This is a genomic window from Jiella sp. M17.18, assembly GCF_041027365.1.
Lineage (GTDB): Bacteria > Pseudomonadota > Alphaproteobacteria > Rhizobiales > Rhizobiaceae > VKMB-3413.
Map to the genome: position 1 here is coordinate 261,602 of NZ_JBFTEH010000004.1, position 21,525 is coordinate 283,126.

General features: G+C 68.8%; 19 protein-coding genes. 14 read left to right on the forward strand and 5 right to left on the reverse strand.

The window, feature by feature from the left end; genetic code table 11:
* Positions 1 to 113 precede the first annotated feature (113 nt).
* The gene (locus tag AB5S17_RS10090; protein WP_369238820.1) at positions 114 to 923 is read left to right on the forward strand and encodes a phosphate/phosphite/phosphonate ABC transporter substrate-binding protein; all 810 of its coding nucleotides are present in this window, start codon (positions 114 to 116) and stop codon (positions 921 to 923) included.
* A 55-nt stretch (positions 924 to 978) separates the two neighbouring features.
* Here the strand turns inward: AB5S17_RS10090 and AB5S17_RS10095 are convergent, their stop codons facing one another.
* From AB5S17_RS10095 to AB5S17_RS10115, 5 genes are read right to left on the reverse strand one after another with little or no spacing between them, the layout of a single operon-like run.
* Complete coding sequence (locus AB5S17_RS10095) at positions 979 to 2,628, reverse strand: M20/M25/M40 family metallo-hydrolase (RefSeq protein WP_369238822.1); 1,650 nt, start codon at positions 2,626 to 2,628, stop codon at positions 979 to 981.
* The gene (locus tag AB5S17_RS10100) at positions 2,625 to 4,691 is read right to left on the reverse strand and encodes an ABC transporter ATP-binding protein (RefSeq protein WP_369238825.1); all 2,067 of its coding nucleotides are present in this window, start codon (positions 4,689 to 4,691) and stop codon (positions 2,625 to 2,627) included. Before AB5S17_RS10100 ends, AB5S17_RS10095 begins: the two co-directional genes overlap by 4 nt.
* On the reverse strand, positions 4,688 to 5,572 hold the full coding sequence (locus AB5S17_RS10105; protein WP_369238828.1) for an ABC transporter permease: 885 nt from the start codon (positions 5,570 to 5,572) through the stop codon (positions 4,688 to 4,690). The genes AB5S17_RS10100 and AB5S17_RS10105 overlap by 4 nt, the downstream gene beginning before the upstream one ends.
* Positions 5,569 to 6,534, reverse strand: a complete 966-nt coding sequence (locus AB5S17_RS10110; protein ID WP_369238830.1) for an ABC transporter permease — start codon at positions 6,532 to 6,534, stop codon at positions 5,569 to 5,571. The genes AB5S17_RS10105 and AB5S17_RS10110 overlap by 4 nt, the downstream gene beginning before the upstream one ends.
* Before the next feature lie 5 nt (positions 6,535 to 6,539).
* Positions 6,540 to 8,201, reverse strand: a complete 1,662-nt coding sequence (locus AB5S17_RS10115; protein WP_369238832.1) for an ABC transporter substrate-binding protein — start codon at positions 8,199 to 8,201, stop codon at positions 6,540 to 6,542.
* 359 nt (positions 8,202 to 8,560) lie between these two features.
* Between AB5S17_RS10115 and AB5S17_RS10120 the strand changes: the two genes are divergently transcribed.
* The 13 genes from AB5S17_RS10120 (at position 8,561) to AB5S17_RS10180 (ending at position 21,524) form a co-directional block, all read left to right on the forward strand.
* The gene (locus AB5S17_RS10120) at positions 8,561 to 10,024 is read left to right on the forward strand and encodes a deoxyribodipyrimidine photo-lyase (RefSeq protein ID WP_369238834.1); all 1,464 of its coding nucleotides are present in this window, start codon (positions 8,561 to 8,563) and stop codon (positions 10,022 to 10,024) included.
* Between the two features lie 89 nt (positions 10,025 to 10,113).
* The gene (locus tag AB5S17_RS10125) at positions 10,114 to 10,452 is read left to right on the forward strand and encodes a PepSY domain-containing protein (protein ID WP_369238837.1); all 339 of its coding nucleotides are present in this window, start codon (positions 10,114 to 10,116) and stop codon (positions 10,450 to 10,452) included.
* Between the two features lie 2 nt (positions 10,453 to 10,454).
* Positions 10,455 to 11,024 (forward strand): cytochrome b/b6 domain-containing protein, encoded by a 570-nt coding sequence (locus AB5S17_RS10130; protein WP_369238839.1) that lies wholly within the window; start codon positions 10,455 to 10,457, stop codon positions 11,022 to 11,024.
* A 2-nt stretch (positions 11,025 to 11,026) separates the two neighbouring features.
* Entirely contained in the window at positions 11,027 to 11,701 is a 675-nt protein-coding gene (locus tag AB5S17_RS10135; protein ID WP_369238841.1) for a response regulator transcription factor, read from the forward strand.
* Positions 11,701 to 13,074 (forward strand): sensor histidine kinase, encoded by a 1,374-nt coding sequence (locus AB5S17_RS10140; protein ID WP_369238843.1) that lies wholly within the window; start codon positions 11,701 to 11,703, stop codon positions 13,072 to 13,074. The genes AB5S17_RS10135 and AB5S17_RS10140 overlap by 1 nt, the downstream gene beginning before the upstream one ends.
* 127 nt (positions 13,075 to 13,201) lie before the next feature.
* Positions 13,202 to 14,194 (forward strand): iron exporter MbfA, encoded by a 993-nt coding sequence (gene mbfA, locus AB5S17_RS10145; protein WP_369238846.1) that lies wholly within the window; start codon positions 13,202 to 13,204, stop codon positions 14,192 to 14,194.
* 228 nt (positions 14,195 to 14,422) lie between these two features.
* On the forward strand, positions 14,423 to 14,983 hold the full coding sequence (petA, locus tag AB5S17_RS10150; RefSeq protein WP_369238850.1) for a ubiquinol-cytochrome c reductase iron-sulfur subunit: 561 nt from the start codon (positions 14,423 to 14,425) through the stop codon (positions 14,981 to 14,983).
* Between the two features lie 17 nt (positions 14,984 to 15,000).
* Complete coding sequence (locus AB5S17_RS10155) at positions 15,001 to 16,299, forward strand: cytochrome bc complex cytochrome b subunit (RefSeq protein WP_369239094.1); 1,299 nt, start codon at positions 15,001 to 15,003, stop codon at positions 16,297 to 16,299.
* A gap of 28 nt (positions 16,300 to 16,327) precedes the next feature.
* Entirely contained in the window at positions 16,328 to 17,251 is a 924-nt protein-coding gene (locus tag AB5S17_RS10160; protein ID WP_369238852.1) for a cytochrome c1, read from the forward strand.
* Between the two features lie 165 nt (positions 17,252 to 17,416).
* Positions 17,417 to 17,737 (forward strand): antibiotic biosynthesis monooxygenase, encoded by a 321-nt coding sequence (locus tag AB5S17_RS10165; protein WP_369238854.1) that lies wholly within the window; start codon positions 17,417 to 17,419, stop codon positions 17,735 to 17,737.
* A 2-nt stretch (positions 17,738 to 17,739) separates the two neighbouring features.
* Complete coding sequence (locus AB5S17_RS10170) at positions 17,740 to 18,303, forward strand: adenine phosphoribosyltransferase (protein ID WP_369238856.1); 564 nt, start codon at positions 17,740 to 17,742, stop codon at positions 18,301 to 18,303.
* An 89-nt stretch (positions 18,304 to 18,392) separates the two neighbouring features.
* Positions 18,393 to 19,280, forward strand: coding sequence for a 5'-nucleotidase, lipoprotein e(P4) family (locus AB5S17_RS10175; protein WP_369238858.1), 888 nt, complete (start codon positions 18,393 to 18,395; stop codon positions 19,278 to 19,280).
* A gap of 135 nt (positions 19,281 to 19,415) precedes the next feature.
* A complete protein-coding gene (locus AB5S17_RS10180) occupies positions 19,416 to 21,524 on the forward strand; it encodes a diguanylate cyclase (RefSeq protein ID WP_369238860.1) in 2,109 nt (702 codons plus the stop codon).
* The last annotated feature ends 1 nt before the right edge of the window (position 21,525 follow it).

The following is a 21,525-nucleotide window of genomic DNA, read 5'->3' on the forward strand; positions in this document are numbered from 1 at the left end:
CTGCCACGACGGCCGGGCCGGGCGAGGGTGCCCGCCGTCACCGCCGAGACGCCGGTGCCGGCCGCTTCGGCGCGATCGGCCAGCCTCATTCTTCTCCCGCGACAGTCGAGCCCATGACCCGCACCGCCAGCCTCGGAATGTACGACATGCCCTGGCTGCACTCCGCGAACGACGCCCTCTGGACCGGGATCGCGGCGCGCCTGCGCGCGGCGGGGCTCTCCGGCGTGCCGGAGACTCTGGATCGCGACCGGCCGCTCGGTGAGATCTGGCGCGACCCGGCGCTGCGCCTCGCCCAGACCTGCGGCTATCCCCTGATGACGCAGCTCGCGGATATCGTCGCACCGGTGGCGGCGCCGGTCTATCGCTGGCCGGGCTGTTCCGGCGCGGCGCATTGCAGCGTGGTCGTCGTCGCGGTGGGCTCGCACTACGAGGCGCTGGGCGACCTGCGCGGCGGCCGCGCCGCGATGAACGGGCGGGACTCCAATTCGGGCATGAACCTCCTCCGCCACGCCGTCGCGCCGCTGGCAACGGACGGGCGGTTCTTCGGCGCCGTCGTCGAGACCGGCAGCCATCTCGCCAGCCTCGACCATGTCGCCTGGGGGCAAGCGGACGTCGCAGCGGTCGACTGCGTCACCTTCGGCCTTGCCCGCCGGCACCGGCCGGATCTGACCGCGGGCGTGCGCGTCCTCGCGGAGACGGCGAAGAGCCCGTCGCTGCCCTTCGTCACGCGGGCGTCGGCATCGGCCGAAGAGATCGCGCTTCTGCGCCGGGCGCTGGCAGAAGCGATCGCCGACCCGGAACTCGCCGCGGCGACGGAGGCGCTGGGGCTGGCGGGAGTGGAGCCGGTGACGGCCGAAGACTACGAGATCGTCCTCGCCTATGAGCGGCAGGCAGAGGCGGCCGGCTATCCCGCGCTCGCCTGAGCGATCGTTTGTCCAGCAGAGACAGTACTCTACGGAAAGATGCTGATCCTGTGCCTCAGGCGTCGGTCGTCTGGAACAGCTGCCGGACGGTCCGCGCGATCAGCGCCGGCAGCACCTCAAAGCCGTAGCCGACGTGCAGACGCTCGAGCTTTTGGTGGAACTCGCGGCCCCAGGGGCCGATGTTGATCACCGGGAAGCTCAGGATGTCGTCCGCCGGCCGGTCGACGAAGGCCGGGGGCGGCGTGTTGGCCGCGACGAGTTCCAGGCCGGCGGCGCGGTGGCCGAGGAAGCTCATGTCGGAAATGCCCGAGAAATAGTGGCGCACGCCGATGGTGGTGCCGTATTCGGCGGCGACCGACCCGGCGGCGGAGCGCAGCGCCGCTTCCAACTGCCGATGCGTCGCCTGATCCGGGTCGAGATGGACGGCCGGATAGTGCAGGCCGGCAAAGCCGATCACCACCACCGGACCCTCCAGCCCTGCCCGGCGGGCGAGCGCGTCGACCAGCGGCGGCGTCACGGCGAAGGGGTTGTCGTCGTCCGCCGGCGGCGAGTCTTCGCCGGCCGCATCGCCGCCCCGTGCGGCGGCGAGGTCTTTCAGCGCGGCGAAGGTGATGACCCTCGGTGGATAGGCGGCGACGGGAGCGCCCGGGAAGGCGGCGGCCTGGGCGGCGGTGCGCGCGATCGCGCGCTCCATCGCCGCGGCGACCGCAGCCTCGAAGAGCGCGAACACCTCGGCCGGCGTGCGGCGCTGGGAAAGGATGTTGAAGGCGAGCCAGACCCGGTCCGGCATCGTCACGTCATAGCGCACGCGGAAGTCGGCGAGGCTGAGGCAGACCGGCGGCGCGCTCCACTCGCCCTCGACGCTTTCCGCCATCTCGACGTTCGCCTCGATCTCGCGGACGATCTCGGCCGCGATCAGGCCGGCGCTGAGGCCTTCGAAGGGATAGCCGGCATGCGCCGGGCGGCCGACGACATAGGCGAAGGGCAACAGCTTGCCGACCGAGCCGAGGAAGATCGATCGCCCGGCCGAGCCGTCGTGGAGGTCGCTCGTCGCGTCGAGATTGATCGCGCCGACGATGTCGAGGTCCCAGTCGCGCGCCAGGGCGGGCAGGGCGTCGCGGACCGAGCGGATGCCGCGCGAGCGGTTCTCCTCGTCGGGCGTCGCGAGGAGCAGGAGGTTGCCGTCGAAGCTCTCGTCCTCGGCGAAGGCTTCGAGCACGGCGATGCCGGCCGCGATGCCGCTCTTCATGTCGAGGATGCCGCGGCCGGGCAGGAAGTCGTCGCCGGAGAGATCCTCGGCGGCAAGGCGCTCGGCCTCCGTCGCGGGCTTCGTCAGCTCCGTCCGGAGCGCTTCGCGCAGCGCCAGGGGATCGCAGGCGAGCGGCGCGAGGGCGCCGTAGTTCTCGATGCCGACGGTGTCGAAATGGCCGGCGAGGACGAGGGTCCGCCGGCCGCGACCGCGCACCAGCGCGGCGACGCTGGAGCAGCCGGGAAGCTCCGGCGCCGGGATCAGCCGCAGCCGGTCCGGACGGTCGCGGAAGGCGGGCAGGTCGGCGAGGAAGGCGTCGAGACGCGGCCCGAACGCCGCCTCGTCGGCGCTGCCGGTGACGCTCGGCCAGGCAACGAGGCGCAGGGTGATCTCGCGCACGCGATCGAACCAGCCGCTCTGCGGCGGTGCGGCGCCTGCGGCCTCTGCCGATGTCATGATGCGAGGCTCTCCTGCGGCGCGGCGGGCGCCGCCTCCGGGCTGCGGCCGAGCTTGTCGCGCGGCAGGTGGCAGCGGATGGCGTGGCCGAACTCGTCTTCGGCGAGCGGCGGCTCCTCGGTCTCGCAGACCTTGCCGAACTTGCGCGGGCAGCGGGTGTTGAAAACGCAGCCCGTCGGCGGATCGATCGGGCTCGGGATCTGGCCTTCCAGCTTGATCCGCGTGCCGCGCTCGCCGGTGACGGTGGGCGCCGCCGACAGCAGCGCCTCGGTATAGGGGTGGTGCGGGCCCTGCAGCACGGCTCTCGCCGGGCCGATCTCCATCAGCCGGCCGAGATACATCACGGCGATGCGGTCCGAGAGATGCCGCACGACGCCGAGATCGTGTGAGATCAGGATGTAGCTCACCTGCCGCTCGGACTGCAGTTCGGTCAGAAGGTTGAGGATCGCCGACTGCACCGAGACGTCGAGCGCCGAGGTCGGCTCGTCGCAGACGATGACGCGGGGATCGGCGGCGAAGGCCCTCGCGACCGCAACGCGCTGCTTCATGCCGCCGGAGAGCTGGCGGGGCTTTGCCGGCAGCTGGCGCGGGGTGAGGCGCACCGCTTCGAGCAGCTGGGTGATGCGCTCGTTCCGCTTGGCGCCGCCGACGCCGGCCAGCCGTTCCACCGCGCGGCCGATGAGGTGCTTCACCGTATGGGCACGGTTGAGCGCCGAATCCGGGTTCTGGAAGACAATCTGGATCGCCTTCACCGCCTCGCGCGGCCGCTGATGGACGCTCGCGGGGATGGGCGTGCCGTCGAGGCTGATCGCGCCGCCCTTGTCGTGCTCGACGAGACCGAGGACGAGGTTCGCGAGCGTCGACTTGCCCGAGCCGGACTCGCCGACGAGGCCGAGCGTCTCGCCCGGCGCGAGCGTCAGGGACACGTCGCGCAGCGCCTGGACGCGGCGGTTGCCGGGCAGGTCGTAGGTCTTCGACAGATGCTCGAGCTTCAGCACCGGCTCGACGTCCGGCCCGCGCTCCGGCGCGTTGACCGGCGGAACGTCGCTCATGCGCGGCAGTTCGTCGACGCGGTCGTGGAAGTGGCAGCGGCTGCCGCGCCCGCTCCCGATGTCGTAGAGCGGCGGCGCGTCGACGCGGCAGCGCTCTTCGACGAGGCCGCAGCGCGGCGCGAAGACGCAGCCCTGTCGGATCGTGCCCGGCTGCGGCGGGAAACCGGGGATGTTGTCGAGCGCCGCGCCGCCCTTGAAGCCGGCCCGCGGCAGGCAGCGCAGCAGCCCGGCGGTGTAGGGATGGCGCGGATCGTTGAAGAGGTCGCGCGCCGGCCCTTCCTCGACCAGCTTGCCGGCATAGAGCACGCCGACGCGGCTGCACAGCGAGGCGACGGCGGCGAGGTTGTGGCTGATGAACAGGACGGCGGCGCCGAACTCCTGGCGCAGCGTGTCGACGAGGTCGAGCACCTCCGCCTCGATCGTCGCGTCGAGGCCGGTGGTCGGCTCGTCGAGGATCAGCAGCGCCGGGTCCTTCGCCAGCGCCATGGCGATGACGACGCGCTGCTGCATGCCGCCGGACAGCTGGTGCGGGAAGCTCGCCATGACGCGGGCGGGGTCGGAGATGCGCACCCGGCCGAGCATCTCCTCGCCGCGCCGGTAGGCCTCGCGGCCGGAGGAGCCGAGGATCTCGAACACCTCGGCCATCTGCCGCCCGACGGTCAGCGACGGGTTCAGCGCCTTGCCGGGGTCCTGGAAGACCATGGCGACGTCCTTGGCGCGCATCTGCCGCAGCGCTGCGGCGCCGAGGTTCGTCACGTCCTTGCCGGCGACGCGGACGCTGCCGCCGGAGATGCGCCCGTTCGGCGGCAGCACACGCTGCAGGGCGAGCGCCACGGTCGACTTGCCGGACCCGCTCTCGCCGACGAGGCCATAGGCTTCGCCGCGGGCGATCGTCAGGGAGACGTCGGAGAGCACCGGCAGATCGCGGCCGCGCACGGTGTAGGCGACGCTGAGGTCGTCGAGTTCGAGGGCCGGAGCTGTAGCGCCGGCGGGGGTGTCGGTTTGGCTCATTCGGCAACAGCCCGCTGCAGGCCTTCCGCGACGAGGTTCACGCCGACGACCAGCGACGCCGTCGCGACGGTCGCGGGAACGACGGTCCACCAGAAGCCGCCGACGAGGACGCCGTAGTTCTCGGCGATGGCGAGGCCCCAGTCGGGCGAGGGCGGCTGCACGCCGAAGCCGAGGAAGGACAGGGATGCGATGGTAAAGATCGCATAGCCGAGCCGCACGGTCGCCTCGACGATGATCGGCGGCCAGATGTTCGGCAGGATCTCGATGAACATGACGTGCAGGGCGTTCTCGCCCCTGACGGCCGCAGCCGGGACGTAGTCGAGATGGCGCTCGGAGAGGACCGCGGCGCGCACCGTGCGGGCGACGAGCGGGGTGAAGACGAGGCCGACGACCACCACCACCGTCGGGGTGGAGGGGCCGAGGGCGACGAGCACCATCAGCGCCACGATGATCAGCGGCAGCGACAGGAGCACCTCGATCAGCCGGCCGATGATCGCGTCCACCCAGCCGCCGAAATAGCCCATGACGAGGCCGACGGCGGTGCCGACCGTCGTGCCGAGCAGGGTCGCGAGCGGGGCGATGGTGAGGATGTCGCGGGCGCCGACGAGGACGCGCGAGAACACGTCGCGGCCGATCTGGTCGGTCCCGAACCAGTGGGCGGCGGACGGCGGCGACAGCGTGTTGAGGAGGTCGTCGGCGAGCGGATCATAGGGAACGAAGGCCGGCGCGAAGGCGGCGCAGAAGGCCCAGAACAGGACGATCGCGGCGCCGACGAGGAAGGCCGGGCTTCGCAGCAGGATGCCGAGCGTCGAGCGCTCCTTCGTCGCGGCAGGTGCCGGGAGCGGGGCGGCGGTGTCGGCCGTGTCGGTCGCGGCGCTCATCCGCCCATCTCCGCCCGCAGGCGCGGGTTGAGCAGGACCGTGATGCAGTCGGCGATCAGCGTCGCGACGATGAAGAAGGCGCCGATCGTCAGGATGCCGGCCTGCAGCATGGCGAAATCCTTGGCCTTGGCGGCGGTGAGGACGAGATTGCCGATGCCCTGGTAGCGGAACAGCGTCTCGACGACGACGAGGCCGCCGAGCGCATAGCCGGTCTGGGCGGCGATGACGGTGATCGTCGGCACCAGCGCGTTGCGCAGGACGTGGCGGGTGAGGACGGTGCGCCAGGGCAGGCCCTTGAGGATGGCGGTGCGGGTGTAGTCGGACGAAAGCGCCTCGACCGTGCCGGCGCGGGCCATGCGGGCGATGTAGCCGAAGAGGACGATGACGAGGGGCAGCGCCGGCAGGATGAGGTATCTGATCTGGGTGAGCGGCCCGGCGCCGTCCGGCCATGTCGCCGAGAGCGGCAGCCATCGGAGGATGACCGCGAAGATCAGGATCAGCGCGATCGCCGAGACGAATTCGGGAATGACGGTGAGCGACAGGCTGGCCACCGAGATGATCCGGTCGATCGGCTTGCCGGCATTGAGCGCCGCGATCACCCCGCCGCCGACGCCGAGCGGCACCACGATCAGGAAGATCATCCCGACGAGCTTCAGCGAGTGGACGAGGGCCGCGCCGATGAAGGGCGCGACAGGGGCGCGGTACGAATAGGACTCGCCCATGTCGCCCTGCAGCATGCCGCCGACCCAGGAGAGGTAGATCTGCACCGGCGGCCGGTCGGCGCCGAGCTCCTTGTTGAGGGCGGCGACGGCCCGGGCGTCGGCGAGCGGTCCGAGGACCGCCCGCCCGGGATTGCCGGGCAGAACCTGCGCGCCGAGGAACACCACGACGCTGACGAGCCACAGGGTGAACAAGCTGAGGCCCAGCCGACGCAGCAGGAAACGCCCGAATGCCGATCCCACGATCGTCAGCCGACCGTCGCGTGCTGCAGGAAGATCTGCCCCATGGCGGTGGGCTGCATGTTCTTCACCTTCGGCGACGCGGCGGTCAGGTAGTCGTAGAAGAACGGGAAGATGATCGGCGTCTCGTCGAGCAGCAGGCGCTGGATCTTCCCGGCCACTTCCTGCTGCGACTGGAGGTCCAGCGCGGCGACGTAGTCGGTGACGAGCTTGTCGTATTCCTTGTTCTGGAAGTTCGCCGCGTTCCAGGTGCCGTCGCTTTTCAGGGGCGCGGTGAGGAAGACGTTCGGAATGCCGCGATGGCCGTAGTCGGTCATGCCGAATTCCGAATCCAGCCAGTCCGACTTGCCCGGCACGGCGCTGCCGTAATAGGCGCCGGAATCCTCGATCTTCAGGTTGATGTTGATGCCGATCTCGGCCCCGAAGTTCTTGATGATGCTCGCCAGCGCCGGCAGTTCCTGGATCGACATGGTCGTGAAGGTGACGTCGAAGCCCGAGGTGCCGGCGTCGGCCATCAGCTGCTTGGCCTTGGCGATGTCCTGCCGGCGCTGCGGCACCGACTTGTCGGTCGAGGGGAAGATCGGCGCGAAGGGCGAATCGTTGCCGAGCGCCGCCCAGCCGCGGAACAGGCCCTGGATGAGCTTCTCGCGGTCGAAGGTCAGCGCCATCGCCTGGCGCACGCGCTTGTCCGCGAACGGTCCCTTCTGGCACTTCATGTGGATCTGGCGATGCGCGTCGGACGGCAGGCGGATGATGTTCACCGCCGGATTGTTGAACAGGCTCTGCGAGCCCTGCACCGACACCTGCTGGATGACGTCGACCTGGCCGCCGAGAAGCGCCAGCACCTGCGGCTGCTGCGCGTCGTAGAAGCTGAGCTCGACCTTGTCGAGCAGCGGCGGGCCGCCCCAGTAGTCCTCGTTCTTCACGAACGTCGCGCCGACCTTCGGCGTGTACTTCTCCAGCTTGAACGGCCCGGTGCCGACCATATGCGCTTCGAAATCGCCGGAATAGTCGGCCGGCAGGATGATCGCGTTGTAGTTGTCCGAGGAGAGGTAGTACGGGAAATTGCCGTTCGGCGCGTCGAGGTGGAAGGCGACCGTCTCGTCGTCGACCTTCTTGGTGCCGCCCTTCGAGAGGATGCCCTTGAAGGCGGAGAGGGCGTTGGAGCCGTTGGCGGGATCGGCGAGACGCTCGATCGAGGCGACGACGTCGTCCGCCGTCATGGTCTTGCCGTTGTGGAATTTCACGCCCTTGCGCAGCTTGAAGGTCCAGACCGAGCCGTCGTCGTTCGGCTTCCACTCGGTCGCCAGCATCGGCTTCAGCGTGAGGTCCGGCCCGTCGAGCACCAGGAAGTCGCCGACCTGCTGCAGCACCAGAAGGCCGTACTGGTCCGACACCGTCACCGGGTCGATCTTGCCGGCGGGCGCCGTCAGCGCGATGCGGATCGTGCCGCCCGGCTTGCCGGTCTGGGCCTTCGCTTCGCCGATCGGGTCGAAGCCGACCGTCTTCAGCGCCACCGCCATCGCCGCCATCGACATGCCGACCCGGCTGCCGTGCCGCAGGAAGGCGCGCCGGTCGAGCCGTCCGGCCAGGAGCTCGTCGATGACGTGGTTCTCCAGCGCGGAGCGGCCGAGCCGCAGGCTGCCAAGATTCTTGATGATGCGAGACATCGGTGACCCCCGGTTGGTTTGCCCGAAATAAAACCAAGTTTCGCGGCGCGTGGAAAGGCCTGTTCACGAGGCATCGCCGCCCTATGCGGAAAAATCGCGCAGTCGAGTACTGGCGCGCATCGACGGAACGGCTTCGGGATTCGCGGCCGAGGCGCGGTGCATCATGACGGTCCGATGACGGCCGGTTCGCCCGCAGTTTCTCCCGCTCGAACAGCCGGTTCGCTCGGGGCCTTCGCGCAACCGGCCGCGCCGGGCCGGCCATGCCGGCCGGGCACTTTCGTCGCAGCGGACTCCTGATCGCCGGTCCCCGCCACAGTTCAGGCGCCGGTGCGGACGAAGGCGAGGAGCGGCTCAGCGGCATGGCGAAGGCAAGAGAAGGCGGCACGGGCGGTCCGATCGTGGTCTGGCTGCGCGACGATCTGAGGCTGGACGACAATCCGGCGCTCGCCCATGCGGCGGAGACCGGGCGCCCGGTGGTGCCGCTGGTGGTGCTGGACGAGGAGTCGGACGGGGTGCGGCCGCTCGGCGGCGCGCATCAATGGTGGCTGCATCATTCGCTGGACGCCTTCGGCCGCAGCCTGCGGGGGATCGGGTCGCAGCTGACGCTGCGCCGGGGCGCGGCCAAGGGCGCGGTGCTCGACGTCGTCGAGGCGGTCGGCGCCACGGCACTGTTCATGAACCGCCGCTACGACCCGGCTTCGCGGGCGGTCGACGACGCGGTGGCCGAGGCGTTCGGCGAGGAGGTCGCGGTGGAGCGCTTCACCGCCAACATCCTGCATGCGCCGGAAGCGGTGAAGACCACGACCGTCGGCTGGTACAAGGTCTACACGCCGTTCCGCAAGAAGCTGCAGGAGCGGGGCGAGCCGCGCGATCCGATCGATCCGCCGGCCGGGCTGAAGCAGCCGGGCGCCTTCCCGAAGTCGGACCGGCTGGAGGACTGGGACCTCCTGCCGACGAAGCCCGACTGGTCCGCCGGCATCGCAGAGTTCTGGGCCGTCGGCGAAACGGCGGCGCAGGAGCGTTTCGAGCATTTCTGCGACGAACTCCTGGAGGACTACCATCACGGCCGCGAGCGGCCGCGGGACGATGCGACGTCGCGCATGTCGCCGCATCTGCGGTGGGGCGAGATCTCGCCCTACCGGCTCTGGCACACCGCCAGCGCCTTCGCCGGACGGCGCAAGACGATCCCCGATGAGGCGATCAGGACGTTCCGGCAGGAGCTGATCTGGCGCGACTTCAACTATCACCTGCTCTACCATTTCGGCGCGCTGGCGAGCGAAGACTTCAACGACCGCTTCAAGCGGTTCGGCTGGCGGTCCGCGAAGGCGGACCTCCAGGCCTGGCAGAAGGGCCTGACCGGCTATCCGATCGTCGATGCGGGCATGCGCCAGCTCTGGGAATGCGGCTGGATGCACAATCGCGTGCGGATGATCGTCGGCTCCTTCCTCACCAAGGATCTGCTGATCGACTGGCGCGAGGGGGAGCGCTGGTTCTGGGACACGCTGGTCGACGGCGACATCGCCTCCAACACGGCGCAGTGGCAGTGGATCGGCGGGACGGGGGCCGACGCGCAGCCCTTCTTCCGGATCTTCAACCCGATCACCCAGAGCGAGAAGTTCGACCGGAACGGCGACTACATCCGGCGCTTCGTGCCGGAGCTGAAGGATCTGCCCGCAAAGGCCATCCATGCGCCCTGGGAAGCCGACGCCGCGACGCTGGAAGACGCGGGGGTGACGCTCGGCGAGACCTATCCGAAGCCGATCGTCGACCACGGCCGGGGCCGCCAGCGGGCGCTCGACGCCTATGGCGCGGTGAAAGGCTGAGGCCGAGATTGCGAAATTGTAAAGCTTTGGAAAGCATAGGGACTTCGTCTGGGCGCCGATAGACAGGCGGCCGACAGTGGTCTTCCGGCATGAGCCTTCTCGCCGGCAGAACAAGTGTCGGCGGTTTGGAAAAAGGCGAAAACATGTCGAAGATGTTGACCGCTGCGGTCGTGCTGGTTGCTTTGGCGCCGGCGCTTGCGCATGCCGAGACCGAGAGAAACAGCTGCACGAATGTTCCGAAGTCGCAGTGGATGAAGGAGAACGTGCTGAAGAAGAAGGTCGAGGCGGCCGGCTATAAGGACATCCGCAGCATGAGCCTGCGCGGCAGCTGCTACGAGGTCTACGCCTTCACCGACAAGGGCGAGCGGGCCGAGATCTACGTCGATCCGGCGTCCGCTAAGATCTACCCGACCGGCGAGGCCGACTGACCATGTCGGCCGTGTCGGAGCAGGGAGGGGCGATCCGGCCCCTCCGGCAGGAGGCCACGGTGCGGGTCTGGGACCCGGTGGTGCGCCTCTTTCACTGGGGCGTGGTCACCGGCTGCGTCCTCAATCTGTTCATCCTCGAGGAAGGCAAGACCGCGCACCGCTATGTCGGCTACACGGTCGCCGCGCTGCTCGCCATCCGCCTCGTCTGGGGCTTCGTCGGCACGCGGCATGCGCGATTTGCCGACTTCGTCCCGATGCCCGGCTCGCTCATCGCCTATACGCGCGCCCTTCTGCGGGGCGAGGAGCCGCGCTTCGTCGGACACAACCCGCTTGCCGCAGTTGTGATGCTCGCCCTGATGCTGCTGCTTGCCTTGACGGCAGGATCGGGTTTCATGATGACCCTCGACGCCTTCTGGGGCGTCAAATGGGTGAAGGAGGTCCATGCGGTGTGCGCCAATTCGATCATGCTCCTGGCCGGACTTCACGCGCTGGCGGCGATCGTCGAGAGCTTCCGCCATCGCGAGAACCTGGTGGGAGCGATGGTGACCGGGCGCAAGCGGGCGGACGGCTGACCATGCGGCTGCTTCTCGTCGAGGACAGCGACCGGCTGACCGAGCTGATGAAGGAGACGGTGCACGGCGCCGGCTGGCGGATCGATGCCGTCTCCACCGCGGAGGACGCGCGCAACGCGCTGAAGAACAGCGAGCACGACCTGCTCGTGCTCGACATCGGCCTTCCCGACGGCAACGGCCTCGACCTCCTGCGGGAGATCCGCGAGGCCGACACCGATCTCCCGGTCCTGATCGTCACTGCGATGGGCGACGTCGACTCGCGCATCGCCGGCCTCGATGCGGGCGCCGACGACTACCTCGCCAAGCCGTTCCACCACCGGGAGTTCCTGGCGCGCTGCCGGGCGCTCGCTCGGCGCAGCGGCAGCGGGACGACGCCCGTGCTGACCGCCGGCCACCTGCGCTACGACCCGGCGACCGCCAGCCTCTCCTGCGACGGCACGGCGATCCAGCTGCCGCCGCGCGAGCGACAGCTCGCCGAACTCCTGATGCGCGAGGTCGACCGCGTCGTCTCGAAGCGCCGCCTCGAGACGGCGCTCTCGGAATTCGACGAGATCCTCTCGACCAATGCCCTGGAACTCGCGGTGTCGCGGCTGCGCAAGAAGTTCGCCGAAGTGCCGGCGGGCGCGGTGATCGAGACGGTGCGCGGCATCGGCTACATGCTGCGAACGGTCGGCTGATGCGGCGCAAGGGATCGCTGATCGGGCTGGTCGCCAAGCGGATCCTCGCCTTCGCGCTCCTGTCCATGTTCATCCAGGCCTGCGTGGTGTTCTCGCACTACTGGTTCGACAATGCGGCGCTCGGCCAGATGCTGATCGAGAACGAGACGCAGATCGTCGCCGAAGCCTTCCATGACCGGCCGGCGGGAGCGCGCGCCGGCAGGCCGCCGCATGCGCTCGTCGAGCGCTACGGCCTCGTGTCCGAGCCGACCGGCGAGAGCCTGCCCATGGGCTACTGGATGCGGGTGCGCGGGACGGACGGCCGGGTCCTCTACACCAACTGCCACGAGGAATGCACCGAGCACTTCATGCCGGTCGAGGTGAACCCGCCGGACCTGTGGGACCGGACGATCGTCGAGGGCAAGCCGCTGACCCTCGTCGGCGGCCGGACGATCAGCTTCGACGACGGCCAGACGATGGTCGTCGACTTCGCCAGCATCGGCGATCCGCGCCGGCTGATCTACGTCGTGATGGCGCGCGAGATGTTCGTCCACATGGTCTGGCCGATGGGGCTGATGCTGATCCTCGTCATCGGCGCGACGATCGTCTCGATCCGCCATGCGCTGAAGCCGGTGGAGCGGACCGTGCGGGTCGCCGACGCGCTGGATCCACGCCGGCCGATCCGCGCGCTTCCCGCCGCCGGCCTGCCGAGCGAGATCAGCCACCTCGTCGCCTCGGTCAACCGCGCGCTGCGGCGCATCGACGAGCTCATCCGCTCACAGAAGGTGTTCGCGGCCTCGATCGCGCACGAGATCCGCACGCCGGTGTCGATCGTCAAGCTGGAACTCGCCCATATCGAGGGCAGCCGCGCCCGCAAGGCGGAGAAGGACCTCGACAAGCTCACCCACACGCTGGAGCAGCTGACGGCGCTGGCGCGGCTCGATGCCGCCGAGGGCGAGGCGTTCAAGGCCGAAGCACTGGGGCCGCTGGTCGAGGACACGGTCGAGCAGCTGGCGCCGCTGGTCTTCGCCAGCGGCCGCACGATCGCCTTCGAGTGTTCCGGCGATCCGCGGTCCGACGTCTCGCGCACGCTCCTGGTGACGCTGGTGCGCAACCTCGTCGAGAATGCCATGAAGCATACGCCGAAGGGCACGGCGATCACCGTGCGGGTGGAGGAGCCCGGCCGCATCTGCGTCAGCGACGACGGCCCGGGCTTCGTGGCCGATCCCCAGGCCGCCGACGTCGAGCTCGCCTCGGTCAAGAAGAGCGGCTCGCTCGGCGTCGGGCTGAAGATCGCCGAGCGGATCGCCGCCATCCACAAGGGCGTCCTCGCCGTCTCCTCCGTGCCGGGCGAGGGGACCACCGTGAGCCTGGATCTGCCGGCCGCGGCCTGACCAGACGATTCCGACTGCCGCCGACCGCATCCGGCGCTCGCTCCGTAGCGGCGCGGAAGCACTTGCCTGCGCGCCGGCTCTCCCGTAGTTACGAAGCTTCTTAGAAGCGTTCTAAACTGAGGGTGCGATGCTTCCCCGACTGTCTCTCCCCGGCTTTTCCGGCCGCCGCCGTTTCGACAGCCTGAGCGAACAGGAGATCCTGGCGCTCGCGATCTCCTCGGAGGAGGAGGACGGGCAGATCTACGCGACCTATGCCGAACGCCTGCGGCAGGAATTTCCCGATTCGGCCAAGGTCTTCGACGGCATGGCGGCGGAGGAGAGCGAGCATCGCCGGCAACTGATCGACACCTATCGCAAGCGCTTCGGCGAGCTGATCCTGCCGATCCGCCGCGAGCACGTGGCGGATTTCTACACCCGCCGTCCGGTCTGGCTGGTCGAGAATCTCGGCCTCGAGCGCATCCGGGAGGAGGCGGCCGACATGGAGCGCCAGGCCCGCGACTTCTACATCGCGGCGGCCGGCCGCACGCGCGACGCCGACACCCGAAAGCTGCTCGGCGACCTGGCGCTGGCCGAGGCCGGTCACATCCACGCGGCCGAAGACCTCGAACAGCAGAACCTGCCGGAGGACCGCCGCAACGAGGAGGACATGGCGGCGCGGCGCCAGTTCGTCCTGACCTGGGTGCAGCCGGGCCTCGCCGGCCTGATGGACGGGTCGGTCTCGACGCTGGCGCCGATCTTCGCCACCGCCTTCGCCACCCAGAATCCCTGGACGACCTTCCTCATCGGCCTGTCGGCCTCGGTCGGCGCCGGCATCTCCATGGGCTTCACGGAAGCTGCGCATGACGACGGCAAGATCTCCGGCCGCGGCTCGCCGCTGAAGCGGGGCCTCGCGACCGGCGTGATGACCACGCTCGGCGGCCTCGGCCATGCGCTGCCCTATCTGATCCCGTCCTTCTGGACCGCGACGGTCATCGCCCTGATCGTCGTCTTCATCGAACTCTGGGCGATCGCCTGGATCCAGAATCGCTTCATGGAGACGCCCTTCTTCCGAGCTGCGATTCAGGTGGTTCTGGGCGGTGCGCTGGTGCTGGCGGCGGGCATCCTGATCGGCGGCGCGTGACCAATGGCCGCGATGCCGCGGCGATCTCAAGCACCGGCAAGGTCAGCCTCCTGCTGACCTTTCGTCTGGTATGGACAAGAGGCAAGATTCGCGCATAGAACCGGACTAGTGTGGCGGGGGGACTGAAGGCGCACGCGCGGCTTGCGCGGCACTCCCTTGCCCACGTGGATCGGATCCGCGGGGAGGCGGCCGATCCAGAGGGGGATCAGTCAGGGAGTTCCAGCTGCCGTGAGTGCACACGATACCGCCGAACCGAATCGTCGGGACTTCCTCTATATCGCGACGGGCGCCGTCGGCGCCGTCGGCGTCGTCACGGCGCTGTGGCCGTTCATCGACCAGATGAATCCGGACGCCGCCACCCTCGCGCTGGCGGCGATCGACGTCGATGTCAGCCAGGTCGCGGAAGGCCAGTCGATCGTCGCCAAATGGCGCGGCAAGCCGGTCGCCATCCGCCAGCGCACCGCCGCGGAGGTGAAGGCGGCCAAGGACACCGCGCTCGGCCAGCTGAAGGACCCGGTGGCGCGCAACGCCAACCTTCCCGCCGACGCGCCGGCGACCGACGCCAACCGGTCGGCCCCGGAGAAGGAGCAGTGGCTGGTGATGGTGCAGGTCTGCACGCATCTCGGCTGCATCCCGCTCGGCCAGTCCGGTCCCTATGACGGCTGGTTCTGCCCGTGCCACGGATCGGTCTACGACACCGCCGGCCGCATCCGGCAGGGACCCGCGCCGGAGAACATGGCGATCCCGCCCTTCAAATTCACGTCGGACACCACCGTCCGTATCGGCTGACCGGGGGAGAGAAGTCGATCATGAGCAGTCATTCGTCCTACGTGCCCTCGTCCGGCTTCATGCGGTGGCTGGACGCCCGCCTGCCGCTGCCGCGCCTGGTCTACGATTCCTTCGTCGCCTATCCGACGCCGCGCAACCTGAACTACGCCTACACCTTCGGCGGCATTCTCGGCCTGTTCCTCGTCCTGCAGATCCTGACCGGCGTCGTGCTCGCCATGCACTATGCGGCGAACTCGGCGGTCGCCTTCGGCTCGGTCGAGAAGATCATGCGCGACGTCAACTGGGGCTGGCTGCTGCGGTACATGCACGCCAACGGCGCCTCGTTCTTCTTCGTCGCGGTCTACATCCACATCTTCCGCGGCCTCTACTACGGCTCCTACAAGGCGCCGCGCGAGATCCTGTGGATCCTCGGCGTGATCATCTTCCTCCTGATGATGGCCACCGCCTTCATGGGCTACGTCCTGCCGTGGGGCCAGATGTCGTTCTGGGGCGCCACGGTCATCACCAACTTCTTCACCGCCTTCCCGCTGATCGGCGAGCCGATCCACCAGCTGCTGCTCGGCGGCTTCTCGGTGGACAACGCGACGCTCAACCGCTTCTTCGCGCTGCATTACCTGCTGCCGTTCATGATCGCCGGCGTCGTGGTGCTGCATGTCTGGGCGCTGCACGTCACCGGCCAGACCAATCCGACCGGCGTCGAGGTGAAGTCGTCTAAGGACACCGTGCCGTTCACGCCGCATGCCACCGTCAAGGACAGCCTGGCGATGGTCGTGTTCCTGGTGGTGTTCGCCTACTTCGTCTTCTACCTGCCGAACTATCTCGGCCATGCCGACAACTACATCGAGGCGAACTCGCTGAAGACGCCGTCGCACATCGTGCCGGAATGGTACTTCCTGCCGTTCTACGCCATGCTGCGGGCGATCACCTTCAACATCGGCCCGATCGATTCCAAGCTCGGCGGCGTCCTGGTGATGTTCGGCTCGATCATCATCCTGTTCTTCGTCTCCTGGCTCGACACCTCCAGGGTCCGCTCGACCGCCTACCGGCCGATCTACCGGATCTTCTTCTGGATCCTCGTCGCCGACTGCCTGTTCCTCGGCTGGCTCGGGTCGAAGCCGCCGGAGGGCATCTATCCGGCGCTCGCGCTGGCCGGCACGATCTACTATTTCGGCCATTTCCTGATCGTCCTGCCGGTGCTCGGCCTCGTCGAGACGCCGAAGCGCCTGCCGGGCTCGATCACCGAAGCCGTTCTCGCCCGGACGGGCGGTTCGGGAACGCCGGCGGGGGCGATGGCTTCGCCCGAGACCGAGGGCTGATGCGGACGGCTTTGGGGGGAGAATTGACATGAAACGACTGATGTCGGCGCTGCTGGCCGCCGGGATGCTCTGCGCTCCGATGGCGATCGCGCATGCTCAGGACGCGGGGGCGTCCAAGGCCGGGCAGGCGACCTCCGCGGACGGCGGCGCGCCGTCCGAACAGGCGGCCGAGAAGGGCCAGGCGGAGATCCCGCACTACCCGCTGAAGGAGCCGGAGCAGCTCAACTGGAGCTTCGCCGGCCCGTTCGGCCGCTGGGACATCGAACAGCTGCAGCGCGGCCTGAACGTCTACAAGAACGTCTGCTCGGCCTGCCACTCGCTCAACCTCGTCGCCTTCCGCAATCTGAAGGCGCTCGGCTACAGCGACGACCAGGTGAAGGCCTTCGCCGCGCAATACACGATCAAGGACGGTCCGAACGGCGACGGCGAGATGTTCGACCGGCCGGGCATCCCGTCCGACTACTTCCCGGCGCCATTCGCCAATCCGGAGGCGGCGGCCGCGGCGAACGGCGGCGCGGCGCCGCCGGACCTGTCGCTGATGGCCAAGGCGCGCGCGGCGGAGCGCGGCTTCCCGCGCTTCATCTTCGACATCTTCACCCAGTACGCCCAGGGCGGCCCGGACTACATCCATGCGCTGCTGACCGGCTTCGGCCACGAGCCGCCGCCGGGCCTGAAGATCGCCGACGGCACCTACTACAATCCGTACTTCATGAACGGTCCGGCGCTGAAGATGCCGCCGCCGCTCTCCGACGGCGTGGTGAGCTATCCGGACGGCGCGCCCGAGACGGTCGACCAGTATGCGCGCGACGTCGCGGCCTTCCTGATGTGGGCGGCCGAGCCGCACCTCGTCGAGCGCAAGGCGACCGGCTTCGTGACGATGATCTTCCTCATCGTCTTCGCCGGCCTGCTCTACGTCATCAAGAAGCGGGTCTGGGCCGACACCCCGCACTGACGGAGCTTCCGAGCCGTCTCGAATGCCAGGGAAGGGGCCGCGCGGCCCCTTTTTCTGTGCAAGGCCTGCGCCTCTCCGCTAAGGTCCGGCCGATTCATGCCGGCGGGCGGGGATGCGGACGCATCCGTCGGCCGGTATCAGCCATTCGAGACGGAGACGTCGGCCATGTACATCGCGATGAACCGGTTCAAGGTGCTGCCCGGCGCCGAAGAGGACTTCGAGACGCTCTGGAAGAGCCGCGACTCCAAGCTGCGCGACGTCGCGGGCTTCGTCGAGTTCCACCTTCTGCGCGGACCGAAGGCGGAGGACCACACGCTCTACTCCTCGCACACGGTCTGGGAGAGCCATGCGGCCTTCGAGGCCTGGACAAAGTCGGAAGCGTTCCGCGCCGCCCACGGCGGCGCCGGCTCGACGAAGCCGCTCTACCAGGGCCATCCGAATTTCGAGGGGTTCGAAGTGATCCAGACGATCGGCCGGGACGCGTGACCATGGCATCGGCAGTCAAGACGCCCGCGGCGGCCGCCGTCGACTTCGCCTCGGCGATCCGCACCATCCCGGATTATCCGAAGCCCGGCATCCTGTTCCGCGACATCACGACGCTGCTCGCCGATCCCGCGACCTTCCGCGCCGCGGTGGACGCGCTGGTCGAGCCGTACAAGGATCTCAAGGTCGACCTCGTCGCCGGGATCGAGGCGCGCGGCTTCATCCTCGGCGGTGCGCAGGCGCATCAGCTCGCCTGCGGCTTCGTGCCGATCCGCAAGAAGGGCAAGCTGCCGCACGAGACCGTGCGGATCGCCTACAGCCTGGAATACGGCATCGACGAGATGGAGATGCACCGCGACGCGGTGAAGCCGGGCGACCGGGTGCTGCTCACCGACGACCTGATCGCCACCGGCGGCACCGCGGAAGGCGCGGTCAAGCTGCTGCGCGAACTCGGCGCGGAGATCGTCGGCGCGTCCTTCGTCATCGACCTCCCGGATCTCGGTGGCCGCAGCAGGCTCGAAGCGCTGGGCGTCGAGGTGCAGACGCTGGTGGCCTTTTCCGGCCATTGACGAAGCGGCTCCGGCCCTCCTTGATAAGCCGTCCCTTCGGGGCTTGGACAAACCGGCGGCGAAGCCGCCGGCAAATCGGGAGCAGCAGGATGCGCAGACTTTCCACCATGGCGGCCTTCGCGGCCACGTCCGGCCTCGTGCTCTGCCTCGTGGCGGGGCCGGCGAGCGCCCAGCAGGCGGCCTCGGGCGAACCGGCCATGGCGGCGGCGTCCGGGCCGAACGATCTCCTGAACGCGACGCTGTGGATGCAGCGCGCGGTGGAGTACAAGGCCAACTGCCTCGCGATCTATGCGCTCGGCAGGGTTCGCCTCGACGCGGCGCTCGCCGACAAGACCGCCAGCGCGCTCGACCAGAGCGATGCCGGCGACAAGCCGCCGGCGATCATCCTCGACCTCGACGAGACGGTCATCGACAACTCCGCCTACGAGGCGGGGCTCGTCACGACCAATTCCGACTATTCCTCCAAGACCTGGGACGCCTGGACGAAGGCCGAGGACGCCAAGGCGGTGCCGGGCTCGCTCGACTTCCTGAAATACGCCGATTCCAAGGGCGTGAAGGTCTTCTACGTCACCAACCGCAATGCCGACCAGGAGGACGCGACCCGCGCCAACATGAAGGCGCTCGGCTATCCCATGGGCGGCAATGTCGACACCTTCCTGATGAACAAGGAGAAGCCGGACTGGACGTCGGACAAGACGACCCGCCGCGACTTCGTCGCCAGGGACTATCGCGTGGTGGAGATGTTCGGCGACAATTTCGGCGACTTCACGGGCAAGTCCTCCGGTTCGATCGACGAGCGGCAGGCGGCCTTCGAGACGCTGAAGGACCATTTCGGCAAGGACTGGTTCATGCTGGCGAACCCGACCTACGGCTCCTGGGAATCGTCCGCCTTCGGCAACGACTACAAGCTGTCGAACGACAAGAAGCGGGCGATGAAGGTCGAGGCGCTGCAGCCCTGGACGCCGAAGCAGCCTTGAGCCGAAGGGCCGAAACCGGAGCGCCGGCCGCGCGAAGTCCGGCCGGCGCAATGGGAAGTCCGAGCGATCTAACGGTCCATTAGCACCGACCGGACTAGAATGGTTCGTCGACAGCCAGGCGAACCGGATCGAGGAATGAACGCACGAACACGTCCGGACGGATCGCTCCGATCAAACCGTCTGCTGTTGTTCACCGAGCGCTATCAGAAAAGCGTGCTCGTCGGGCTGATCGTCGGCTTCGGCATCATCTTCGGATCGCTGATCGGACAGCTGCGCGCCGACGCCTGGAGCCGCGCGAACACCTCGGGCGACAATATCCTGCATCTCGTTGGCCAGGAGGTGTCGCAGGACATCTGGCGGTACGGCGACACGCTGGCGGTCCTCAAGGAGGAGATCGAGGCGGAGGCGAAGACGCCTCTTGCCGCCGGCAAGGCCGCGAACCTGTCGCTCGCCTCGCTCAGCACCATGGTCGACGGGTCGGGCGACCTGTTCGTCTTCGGCCCGTCGGGCCGGCTGCGCGAGCGGTCCTACAACTTCAAGAGCGGCCTTGCGGACGCGAGCGGGCAGGCCTTCTTCACCGAGCAGGAGCATGCGGCCGGGTCGTATCTCTATGTGGGGACGCCGGAACCCCATGCGGCCACGGACCATCCCTTCATCTGGATCAGCCGCCGGCTCGAGGCCGCCGACGGATCCTTCGCCGGTGTGGTCGCCGGCCGGTTCGACATCGTCAAATGGATGCGCCTGTTCGAGCGGATCACGCTCGGCCCGAACAGCTCGATCGGTCTCATCCACCTGAACGGCCAGGTGATGATGCGCGCGCCCTATACGCCGGCGGCGGTCGGCCGCGACCTCTCCGGCACCGCGAATTTCGAGCGCTTCCGCGCCAACCCGCCCGGAGGAAGCTTCGTCGGCACCTCGCGCATGAGCGGCACCAGGCAGGCCTATCTCTACGTCCAGCTGCCGCACCTGCCGATGATCCTCACGGTCGCGCTGGCGCTGGACGACATCTACGCGGCCTGGTGGCGCGACGCCATCACCTTCGGAGCGTTCTTCGTGGGGCTCGTCGCGGTCCTCTCCGTGATGGCGCTCCTCCTGTCCCGGGCGCTGACGCTCAGGCAGAAGAGCGAGGAACGGCTCCGGCGCCTCACCGACGTCGACGGCCTGACCGGCGTCTACAACCGCCGCCGCTTCGACGAGGCGCTCGCCGAGGAATGGGCAAGGGCGCGGCGCGCGGGGACGCCGCTGTCGCTGCTCCTCTTCGACGTCGACAACTTCAAGAAGTACAACGACCTCTACGGGCATCAGGCGGGCGACGGCTGCCTGCAGCAGATTGCCGATGCCGCCGCAAAGGCAGCCGGGCGGCCCGGCGATCTCGTCGCGCGCTATGGCGGCGAGGAGTTCGTCGTGCTGCTGCCGGCGACGGACATCGACATCGCGGCCTCGATCGCGGAAGCGCTGCGGCAGTCGGTGTTCGCCGGGGCGCTGCCGCACCGGGACAATGCGGATTACGGTGTCGTCACGATCAGCATCGGTGCAGCTGTCGCCTATCCCGCGCGTGATGCGGCGGCGAGTGCCGAGGGCATGGTCGCCGCCGCGGACCGGGCGCTCTACCGGGCGAAGCGGCGGGGCCGGAACCGCGTGGAGCAGGAACGACATGCCGCTCAACCGGCGATGCCGCCGGTGCTCGACGACGATGCCGAGCGGCTGACGGCGGTGGCGGTTTACGACGGCGTGCTACGGCGCCGCCCGAGCGCCGAGTTCGACGATCTGGCGGAAATGGCCGCCGCGATCTTCGACGCGCCGATGGCGCTGGTCTCGCTGGTGCGCCAGGACTGGCAGTCCTGCGTCGGCCGCTGGGGGCTGAGCGTCGGGGGCTTCGGCAGCGACCTGTCCCTGTGCGCGCATACCGTTGCCAGCAGGCGCCCGGTGGTGGTGGGCGACGCGCGGCTCGACCCGCGCTTCCGGGAGAACCCCTTCGTCACCGGCGAGCCCTTCGTGCGCTTCTATGCCGGCGTTCCGCTGGTCTGCGAGCGGACCGGCCAGCGGATCGGGACGGTCTGCGTCCTCGACCGCGAGCCGCGGCCGGAGGTCGTGCCTCTGCAACTTCACCTGCTGCAGGGGATCGCCGAACTCGCCATGCGCCGGTTCGAACAGATGGCGAAGGAGGCAGCGCCGGGTGACAGCACGGCAGCCGCGTCCGCTCCGGCCGCAGAGGCCGGGCCCGGGCTCCGCCGCTCGGCGTGAG